The 9199-nt window shown below is 72.1% G+C and carries 8 protein-coding genes; 5 read left to right on the top strand and 3 right to left on the bottom strand.

Annotated features, from left to right (window positions below; genetic code table 11):
• The 5 genes from E4F61_RS13570 to E4F61_RS13550 form a co-directional block, all read left to right on the top strand.
• A partial coding sequence (locus E4F61_RS13570; RefSeq protein WP_133480157.1) for an FAD-binding protein occupies positions 1-2212 on the top strand: 2212 nt, incomplete at its 5' end.
• Entirely contained in the window at positions 2209-3234 is a 1026-nt protein-coding gene (locus E4F61_RS13565) for a hypothetical protein (protein ID WP_133480156.1), read from the top strand. The genes E4F61_RS13570 and E4F61_RS13565, both read left to right, overlap by 4 nt.
• A 96-nt stretch (positions 3235-3330) precedes the next feature.
• Entirely contained in the window at positions 3331-3996 is a 666-nt protein-coding gene (locus tag E4F61_RS13560; protein ID WP_133480155.1) for a TetR/AcrR family transcriptional regulator, read from the top strand.
• Positions 3997-4134: 138 nt separating this feature from the next.
• Positions 4135-4788: a protein-L-isoaspartate O-methyltransferase family protein gene (locus E4F61_RS13555; RefSeq protein WP_133480154.1), complete on the top strand. Its 654-nt coding sequence runs from the start codon at positions 4135-4137 to the stop codon at positions 4786-4788.
• A 90-nt stretch (positions 4789-4878) separates the two neighbouring features.
• Positions 4879-6279, top strand: coding sequence for a TolC family outer membrane protein (locus E4F61_RS13550; RefSeq protein WP_133480153.1), 1401 nt, complete (start codon positions 4879-4881; stop codon positions 6277-6279).
• A 199-nt stretch (positions 6280-6478) separates the two neighbouring features.
• Here the strand turns inward: E4F61_RS13550 and waaA are convergent, their stop codons facing one another.
• From waaA to E4F61_RS13535, 3 genes are all read right to left on the bottom strand, one after another.
• Positions 6479-7798: a lipid IV(A) 3-deoxy-D-manno-octulosonic acid transferase gene (waaA, locus tag E4F61_RS13545; RefSeq protein WP_133480152.1), complete on the bottom strand. Its 1320-nt coding sequence runs from the start codon at positions 7796-7798 to the stop codon at positions 6479-6481.
• On the bottom strand, positions 7798-8718 hold the full coding sequence (lpxL, locus tag E4F61_RS13540) for an LpxL/LpxP family Kdo(2)-lipid IV(A) lauroyl/palmitoleoyl acyltransferase (RefSeq protein WP_133480151.1): 921 nt from the start codon (positions 8716-8718) through the stop codon (positions 7798-7800). Before lpxL ends, waaA begins: the two co-directional genes overlap by 1 nt.
• Positions 8715-9199: O-antigen ligase family protein (locus E4F61_RS13535; RefSeq protein ID WP_162301498.1), on the bottom strand; the 485-nt coding region annotated here is incomplete at its 5' end. The genes lpxL and E4F61_RS13535, both read right to left, overlap by 4 nt.

The raw sequence follows: 9199 nt of genomic DNA, 5'->3' as shown, positions 1-9199 counted from the left end.
CAACGACGTCACGCGGCTCAATCCCGTGCGCGTGTGGGCGGTGGCGACGCCGACGTCCACCGACGAGGTCGTGGATGCGATCCGTCGCGCCGACGGCGCGATCTCGGTGGGCGGCGGCCACTTCAGCATGGGCGGGCAGACCGCGAGCCCGGGCAGCCTGCACCTCGACATGCGGCGCATGAACCGCGTGCTGAACTTCGATCCGGTCGCGCGCACGATCCGCGTACAGGCGGGCATCCGCTGGTGCGACATCCAGCGCTTCGTCGATCCGCACGACCTGTCCGTTCGGATCATGCAGACCTATGCCAACTTCACCGTCGGCGGCTCGCTCGGCGTGAACGTGCACGGGCGCTACGTCGGACTCGGGCCGCTGATCCTGTCGGTGCGTTCGATCCGTCTCGTCCTCGCCGACGGGTCGGTGGTCGATGCCAGCCCCGAGGCGAACACCGAACTCTTCTACGGCGCGATCGGCGGCTACGGCGGACTCGGCGTGATCGTGGAGGCCGAGCTGCTGCTCGACGACAACGTGCGGGTCGAGCGCACGCATGCCTGCATGCCCACGCGTACGTACGCGCAGTGGTTCCGCACCCACGTGCGCGGCCAGGCCGACGCGATCTTCCACAATGCCGACCTGTACCCGCCGCGCTACCGCCGCGCCCGCGCGGTGACGTGGCGTCGCACGCAACGCGCCGCGACCGTCGCCGACCGCCTGCAGCCGCTGCGCCGGCACTTTCCGCTGCACCGTTATTTCTTCTGGGCCTTCACCGAGACGCCGGGCGGCAAGTTCCGGCGCGAGCGCCTGCTCGAACCGCTGATCTATGCGTCGAAGCCGGTGCACTGGCGCAACTACGAGGCCGGCTACGACGTCGCCGAGCTCGAGCCGGCGTCGCGCCGCAAGTCGACCTACGTGCTGCAGGAGTATTTCGTCCCGGTCGAGCGCTTCGACGAGTTCGTGCCGAAAATGGCCGAGATCCTCGCGCGCCACCGCGTCAACGCGGTGAACGTCTCGGTGCGCCATGCGTTCGCCGATCCGGGCTCGCTGCTGGCCTGGGCGCGCGGCGAGGTGTTCGCGTTCGTCCTGTACTACAAGCAGCGCACGCGCGAGAACGCGAAGCAGCGCGTGGCGGTGTGGACGCGCGAGCTGATCGATGCCGCGCTCGACTGCGGCGGCACCTACTACCTGCCCTACCAGCCGCATGCCACGCGCGAGCAGTTCCATCGCGCCTATCCGCGCGCCGACCAGATGTTCGCGCTAAAGCGCCGGCTCGACCCGGACTTCCGCTTCCGCAACGTGCTCTGGGACACCTACTACGCGCCGCATGCGGCGGGAGACATGCCGATGAGCACCGCCACCGCCGCGCCCGCCGGCGACTTCGCGCAGGTCTACGGCCGCACGCGCGGCAACGACGACTTCTACCGCTTCCTGCAGAACATCTACCGCCTGTACCCCGAGGACCGCTTCCACGCGCTGATCCGCGAGGTGACGCAGCGCGGTGGCGACGACGAGGCGATCTATCGCGCGGTGCAGGCCGGCCTGCCGGCGATCAAGCCGTTCCTTGCCGACCTGACCCATGCGGTGCCGTCGCTGCGCAAGCAGAAGCGCGAGATGTCGCGGCAGATGCTGCAGCTGTTCGGCGACCGGCGTCGCTTCGACGGCCACATGGAAATCGGCAGCACCGGCCGCTACGTCAGCGACCTGCGCCGCCACGTCGACCTGCGCGGCGACCTCGTGCTGCTGCACGACGTCGCGCCGACGTATTCGCCGGTGGACATCGTCGAGCGTGGCGGCCTGCGCAAACTCGGCCGGTTCGTGCCGCTCGACGACTACGCGCCGATCCCGCGCGAAGCCGTCGCCGATGCGAGCCTCGACCTCGTCACCTGCCTGATCGGCCTGCACCACGTGCCGCTCGACCGCCTCGACGCGTTCATCGCCTCGCTTCACCGCGTCATCCGGCCGGGTGGCCTGCTCGTGCTGCGCGACCACGACGTCGGCGACGACGACATGCGCGCGCTGGTAAGCCTCGCGCATGCGGTGTTCAACGCGGGGCTCGGCGTGCCGTGGGAGACCAATGCGAAGGAGCTGCGACACTTCCGCACCGTGGCCGACTGGGTGGAGATCCTCCGCCGCCACGGCTTCGAGCAGCAGGGCCCGGGCCTGCTGCAGGACCACGACCCCACGCTCAACACGCTGCTGTGCTTCCGACGCGCATGAGGCCGCGCCTGCCCGTGCTGGCCGCGGTGCTGGCGCTGGGCGCGGCGTTCCCGTCCGCGTCGACGCCGCGCGCGGCGTCAGCCGAATCGCTGGAGGTTCCTGTCGCCGAACGCCGCGGCGGCGACCAGACCTACCTCACCTATCCGGAATGGTTCCTGGTCTTCAGCCCGGCCGAATACGCCAACATGCTGCAACAGGGACAGTCGCCAGCGCGCTTCCCGTTCTTCGCACACGTCGGCCAGTTCTGGCAGGCCTATGGCCGCGTGGTCGATGCGGTGCGCGGTCGCTGGGCGTTCAACGGCGAGTACCACACGATGATCGCGGTGATCGGCGCCAGCACCACGGTCGAGTACGGGCTCAAGGGCGCGTACGAGACGCTGGTCGGCCGCCTCGCCGAAACCGGCACGCCGCCGCTGTCCACGCCGGAGGAGCGCCTCGCGGCCAAACAGGCGCGCGACTACGTCGACTTCATCCACGTGCGGCCCTGGTACGAGTTCGACTTCGTCACGCCCCTGAAGGCGCTCTGGCGCGACACGCCGTGGACGGGCCCACACCTGGTGCGCAAGTGGGAGCGCCGCTACCTGCTCACCAGCGAGTGGCTGGCCAAGGCCGGCTATGCGGCGCTGATCACCCGCGCCACGCGGTCCACCTTCGAGGTGGCACGGCCGACGACCGCGGTGATCGTCGACCGCCTGCCCGTCGACGGCGCGGTGCCGGTGCGCGCCCGCGAGGGCGATCGCGCGCTCGCGGTCCTGCCGCGCTACCAGCCGTTCACCGCGGAGGCGCAGCGCATCGCGCGCGCCGGCGGCGGCTTCGTCGACATCGCGGGCAACCGGGGCGACGTGCTGGTGACCGCGGTGGTTCCCGGCACGACCCCGCGGCCGCCGGGCACGCGGATCCTGCTCCGGCAGCCGATCCTGACCCGGCCCGGCTACGAGCGCCGGCTGCTGGCCACGCCGGTCGCCGGGCTGGCGCCGTTGCTGCGCGCCGAGCCCGGCGTCGAGCACGTCTTCGACTACTGAACGCAGGCCGTGGCCCTCAGGCGCAGTTAATCGGTCGGGGGCTAGCGTGGAAATTACCGAACGCCACGGTCCACTATTTCGGGCTAGCATTCCGCCATGGTCGCTGCACGTCCCCGCCGTCCACCCGATCCCGACGCGCCCCGCGGCGCCGGGCCGGGCCGACCGAAGGACCTCGCCAAGCGCGATGCCATCCTCGAGGCGGCCAAGGGCCTGTTCGTGCGGCTGGGCTTCGACGCGGTGAGCATGGACCAGATCGCCGCCGAGGCCGGCGTCAGCAAGCTCACGGTCTACAGCCACTTCGGCGACAAGGACGCGCTGTTCGCGGCGGCGGTGGAATCCCACTGCGCCCAGGCGCTGCCCGACTCGCTGCTGCAGGCGCATCCGCACATGCCGATCCGCGAGCGCCTGACCGAGATCGCGACCGCCTTCTACACGATGATCGCCTCGCCCGAAGCGATCGCCGGCCATCGCATCCTGTGCAGCCCGCGGCTCGCCGACAGCCCGCTGCCGCAGTCGTTCTGGGACGCCGGACCGCGCCGCGTGCAGGAGCGCTTCGCGGCGCTGCTCGACACGCGCGTGGCCGCGGGCGACCTCGACATCCCCGACACCGCGCTGGCCGCGTCGCAGTTCTTCACCCTGCTGAAGGGCGAGCCGCATGCGCGCATGGTCTTCGGCTGCGACTGCGCCGAGCCGCGGCTCGCCGCGCCCGCGCACATCGCCGCCAGCGTCGACATGTTCCTGCGCGCGTATGCGGCCCGCTGAGCGGCCCGCCGGGCGTGACGGCGGTCCCGGTGACTTCCGGCACTCGGGGTCCGAACGCCCGCACGCGATCCTGAACACGACGGGGCGCCGGGCCCGGCCCGGTAGAATCCACGTCCTTTTCCCGAACGATCCACGCCGATGACGCACGACTACGCCCACGCACGCGAATTGATGGTCGAACAGCAGGTGCGTCCCTGGGACGTGCTGGACCCGCGCGTGATCGAGGTGCTGGCCGGGATGCCGCGCGAGGTGTTCGTGCCGCCGGCCTACAGCGGCGCGGCCTACGCGGACATCGCGCTGCCGCTGGGCCACGGCGAGTACATGCTCAAGCCGGTGGTCGCGGGCCGTGCACTGGAGGCCGTGCGCGCGCAGCCCACCGACGACGTGCTCGAGATCGGCACCGGCAGCGGCTATGTCACCGCCTGCCTCGCGCGGATGGCCCGCGACGTCGTGAGCCTGGAGCGCCATGCCGACCTCGCCGACGCCGCACGCGCGCGGCTCGAGGCGGTGGGCGTCGCCAACGCCCGCATCGAGGTGGCCGACGCGCTGGCTTGGCATTCGGATCGCCGCTTCGACGCGATCTGCGTGAACGCCGCGGTCGACACCATCCCGCCGGAGTTCGTCGCGATGCTCAAGCCCGGCGGCCGCATGTTCATCGTGCGGGGCCGCGCGCCGGCGATGGAAGCCGTGCTGCTGCACAACGACGGCGGCACGCCGCGCATCGAATCGCTGTTCGAAACCGATATTCCGTACCTCGCCGGCGCCGCGCCGGTGCCGGCGTTCCACCTCTGAGTCCGTTGCCCGCCGCGCGAGCCGCGGCACCGGACGCCGCTTTGCCATGACGACTCCGCGCCCCGCGCGGCCTTCCAGGAAGCTTCCGACCTGATCCGCCGCCCGCTCGCCATCGCCCTCGCCGTCCTGCTGCCCTCGGCCGCCTCCGCGGCGGACCTGATGCAGGTCTATCAGCTCGCCCGCGAGAACGACCCGCAGTTCTCGACGACCGAAGCGCAGGCGCGCGCGACGCGCGAGGGCGCGGTGCAGGCACGCGCGGCGATGCTGCCGCAGATCGACGGCTCGGCGTCGCTGACGCGCTCGCGCAGCGAAGGCCCGTCGACGCAGACCCAGTTCGACCCCGAGACCGGCGAGCCGGTGCGCTTCAGCGGCGACACGCAGTCCAACACCACCTCGCGCTCGCTCGGCGTCAACCTGCAGCAGATGGTCTTCGACCGCGCCCGCTTCACCACGCTGCGCAGCCAGCAGGCGCTGAGCCGCGCGAGCGAGTACCAGGTCGAGGCCGCCGGCGATTCGCTGATCACGCGCACGTCCGCGGCGTACTTCAACGTGCTGGTGCAGCTCGAGACGCTGGCCGCGGCGCAGGCCTCGGAGACGGCGCTCAAGAAGCAGTTCGACTTCGCCTCCAAGCGCCTCGAAGTGGGCCTGGCCCCGATCACCGACGTGCACGAGGCGCGTGCGCAGTACGACAACGCGCGGGCCAACACCATCCTCGCGCGCAACGCGGTCGAGGACGCCTACCAGGCGCTCGCCGAGATCACCGGCCAACCGGTCGCGTCGCTCAAGGCGCTGCCCGAGAACTTCCAGCCGACGCTGCCCACCGAAGGCAGCGCCGACGCTTGGGTCGCCAAGGCGATGGACAACAACCCGGCGCTGCGCGCGACGCGCGAGCAGGTCGCATCGGCCGAGGAGAACATCGAGACCGCGCGCTCGGGCTACTGGCCCTCGCTCTACCTCAACGGCTCCTACGGCGATCGCAAGACGACCGGCGACAGCACCTTCAGCACCGGCGCGTTTTCCTCGACCAACCCGATCGACAGCCAGAGCCGCGGCCCGACCCTCGGCGTCACCCTGAACGTGCCGATCTTCAACGGCGGCGCCACCGCCTCGCGCGTGCGCCAGGCGATCGCCCAGCGCGACGCGTCGTCGGACCAGCTCGAGCAGCAGCGCCGCGCGCTCACGCGCAACACGCGCGCGGCGTACCAGTCGCTCGTGGCCGGCATCAGCGAGGTCGAGGCTCGGCGTTCGGCGCTGACGTCGGCCCGCGCCGCGTACGAGGCCTCGCAGGTCGGCCTGGAGGTGGGCACGCGCACGGTGCTCGACGTGCTGAACAACCAGCAGAACCTGTTCAACGCGCAGCGCGCGTACGCGCAGGCGCGCTACAACTTCCTGCAGTCGCGCCTGAACCTCGAGCAGGCCGCCGGCACGCTCGACGGCGCCGACGTGCAGGACGTCAACCGCCTGCTGACGGCGAACGCGCCGACCCCCTGATCCTGCCTCGCGCGTGATACCCGGAAGGCCGTCGGAAACGACGGCCTTTTTCATGGGCGCCGCGTAGCGCTCGACCGTTGCGCGACGCGGCCTGGTGCGCGATCACGCGATACGACGGGCGCCGCATCGAACGGCCTGCGGCGACGTGCGGATCACGCGGCCGAGCATGCGGCCGAAACGACCCGACACGGCCCGGAACTCAGCGGCCCGCGTCGTCGGCGGCGGGCAGGCCCGGTGCCACCAGTGACAACGTGCGCTCCAGCGCGCCGCGGCCGGATTCGACCAGCGCGCGGCCCGCCTGCGCCATCGTGCTGCGCAGCGCGGCGTCGGCGAGCATCGCCTCCAGCGCGTTGCCCACGTCGCGCTCGTCGCGCCCGATGCGCAGCGCACCGGCCGCGGCGAGGCGCTGCGAGATGTCGGCGAAGTTGTGCAGGTGCGGGCCGGTGACGACGGGCGTGCCCGTGGCCGCCGGTTCCAGCAGGTTGTGGCCGCCGATGTCCTGCAGCGAGCCGCCGACGAAGGCGATGTCGGCGCAGGCGTAGAAGTTCAGGAGCTCGCCGAGCGTGTCGACGACGAAGACGTCGCAGTCGGGCCGCGCCCAGCGGTCCTCGGAACGGCGCGACGTGCGGAAGCCGGCGGCGCTGGCCTGTTCGCCCACCGCGCGGAAGCGCTCGGGATGGCGCGGGGCCCACATGAGCAGCAGGTCGGGCCAGCGCCCGCGCAGGCGGCGATGGAGCGCGATCACCGCGGCCTCCTCGTCGACATGCGTGCTCGCCGCGATCCACGCCAGCCGGCCCGCGCGCCGCGCGCGGCAGTCGCGGCCGAAGGTCTCCACACTCGAGGGAAGGTCGAGGTCGAACTTGAGGTTGCCGGTCTCGCAGACGCGGGCCGGATCCGCCCCCAGCCGCACGAAGCGCCGCGCGTCCGCGTGCGACTGCGCGCCCACGCCCCGCACGGTGCGCAGCGCGCGCGAGACCAGCGGCGCGAGCACGCGATAGCCGCGCAGCGAGCGCGCCGACAGCCGCGCGTTGAGCACGTACAGCGGCACGCCGTGGTCGCGACAGCCGAACAGCAGGTTCGGCCACAGCTCGGTTTCCATGATCAGCGCCGCATGCGGACGGAAATGGCGCAGGAAGCGCGCGACCGCACCCGGCAGGTCGTACGGCAGGTAGGCGTGGTCGACGCGATCGCCCCACAGCGCGCGCACGCGCGCCGAGCCGGTCGGCGTGATCGTGGTCACCAGCACGCGCAGGTCGGGGCGCCGCGCGAGCAGCGCGTCCACCAGCGGAATCGCGGCGTTGACCTCGCCGACGGACACCGCATGCACCCACAGCACGCGCGACGCGCGCGGTGGCCCGAAGCCGGCATAGCGCTCGCTCCAGCGCTCGAAATACGCGGCCTGGCGGAAGCCGCGCCAGATCAGGTGGTAGACGGTGACCGGCGTGAGCAGGTACAGCACGAGCGAGTACAGCGCGCGCAGCAGGCGCTCGACGCGGTCGGGGCGCGGCGTGTCAGGCATCAGTAGGGCGGCGCCTCGCCGGCGGGGCGCCGCTTGAAGCGCCGGTGGATCCACAGGTACTGCGACGGCGCCTCGCGCACCATCGCCTCGATCGCGCCGTTGACGCGCGCGCTGTCGACGGTCGCGTCCGTCGACGGGAAATCCTCGAGCGGGGGCGCGATGCGCAGCACGTAGCGGTCGCCTTCGCGGCGATGGAAGAACGGGACCACCGCACAGCCGCTCAGGCGCGCGAACTGGTGCGTGGCCGTGATCGTCGCGGCCGGCACGCCGAAGAACGGCGCGAACACCGTGTCCTTGCCGCGCATGTCCTGGTCGGGCGCATACCAGAGGAAGCCGCCCTGCTTGAGGTGGCGCATGGCCGGGCGGATGTCCTCGTTGGTGAACATCGCCGCCGCGTAGCGCAGGCGCCCGCGCTTGACCGCCCATTCCATCACCGGATCGCGGTACCGGCGATACATGCCGGCGAGCGGCACGTGGTCGCAGAGCAGCCTGCCGCAGATCTCGAGGGTCATGAAATGGCCCGACACCATGAGCACGCCGCGGCCCTGCGCCTGCAGTTCGCGCAGATGTTCCAGCCCTTCGATCACGACGTCGCGGCGCATCGGTGCGACATCGCCCCACCAGGCGCGCGCGAATTCGAACAGGCCGATGCCGAAGTCGCGGAACGTCGCGCGCAGCAGGCGCTCGCGGGCCCCGTCGTCGAGCTCCGGAAAGCACAGGCGGAGGTTCACGCGCGCGGCGTGGCGGCGCGAAGGCGCGAGGGCGAAGGCGAGCGCGCCGAGGCCGCGCCCGAGCGCGCGCTGCAGTGGCCAGGGCAGGCGCGCGGCCGCGGTGAGCAGCGCGACGCCCGCACGCATCGGCCAGTGCCGCGGGCCACGCGGCACGTCACCCGCCGACGTCGGGCCGACCGCCGTTGTCATGCCGGCGCGGGCTCCGTCGCGGGACGGTCGGTGGCGAGCAGGCTGCCCGCGTAGAGGGCGAACAGCATCAGCGTCAGCCCGCCCCAGAACGTCGAATAGAACGCGAGGTGCGTGTTGAGCGGGAACACGGTGACGACCAGCGCGAGCATCGCCGGACGTGCCTGCCGCCGCGCCGCATCGTCCGCGTAGCGCCAGGCGCGCCAGGCCTGCGCGGCACCGGCGAGCCACAGCAGCAGGCCGAGCGCGCCGGTCTCGCTGAGGATTTCCAGCACGATCTGGTGCGCGTGCAGCGCCGGGCCCTCGCCCCACTCGGCCGGCTGGCCGGGCGCCGGGTCGCAGCCGGCAAACGCCTGGCGGAATCGCCGCACGCCCACGCCGTTGACCGGGTGCTCGCGCGCCATGCACGCGGCGGCGGACCAGATGCGGCCGCGGCCGGACAGCGCGCTGTCGATGTCGCGGTGGTCGCCGGCGAGCGCGCGCG

The organism is Cognatilysobacter segetis (genome assembly GCF_004359965.1).
Lineage (GTDB): Bacteria > Pseudomonadota > Gammaproteobacteria > Xanthomonadales > Xanthomonadaceae > Cognatilysobacter > Cognatilysobacter segetis.
This window is presented reverse-complemented; position numbering and strand designations above follow the sequence as displayed.